We start from the raw sequence: 617 nt of genomic DNA, 5'->3' as shown, positions 1-617 counted from the left end.
GTAAGCGCCAAAGAATCAACCCTTTTGCATCTTGTTGAGGGAGGTGTTCCAGGGTAGCAAGGCTTCGACGTCCTCAACCATCTTGGCGTTCCCAATATGCTGTAGCACATGGTTGAGATAGGCAAACGGTTCTATACCATTGGCCTTGGCCGTCTCGATCAGGCTGTAGACAGTGGCACTGGCTTTGGCACCCCGCGGGGTATCGGCAAAGAGCCAGTTCTTGCGTCCCACCGCGAAAGGCCGGATGGCATTCTCAGCCAGGACATTACTGATGTGCAGTTTCCCATCCTGACAATAGCCGGTCAGCAGATCCCATTGGTTGAGCGTGTACTGTATGGCCTTGTAAGTCAGGCTGTCCCTGGGCACCCGGGTGCTGTTTTTCTCCAGCCAGGCCTTAAGGTCATCGAGTACCGGTTGCGCCAGCTGCTGGCGCTGCCGGGTCTTTTCTTCCGCCGGCAGTGTTTCGATCCGCTTCTCGATGGCGTAGAGCTTGCGGATCTTACCAATGGCCACGTCGGCCTTGCTGACTTTCGTCCCTTTCTTTTTCGTTGGCGCGGCTTTGCCTGCTTCGACGAACTTGCGCCGGGCATGGTCCCAGCAGCCGATGCGGGTGATGG

1 protein-coding gene is annotated in these 617 nt (G+C 56.9%); it reads right to left on the bottom strand.

The window, feature by feature from the left end; genetic code table 11:
• Positions 1 to 15: 15 nt before the first annotated feature.
• A partial coding sequence (gene tnpC / locus ACOCD2_RS24925; protein WP_293675593.1) for an IS66 family transposase occupies positions 16 to 617 on the bottom strand: 602 nt, incomplete at its 5' end.

Origin of the sequence: Thiolapillus sp., assembly GCF_048562965.1 — a bacterium.
GTDB lineage: Bacteria > Pseudomonadota > Gammaproteobacteria > Chromatiales > Chromatiaceae > Thiolapillus > Thiolapillus brandeum_A.
The sequence above is the reverse complement of the archived record's forward strand: the minus strand, read 5'-3'. Positions and strand labels throughout refer to the sequence as shown.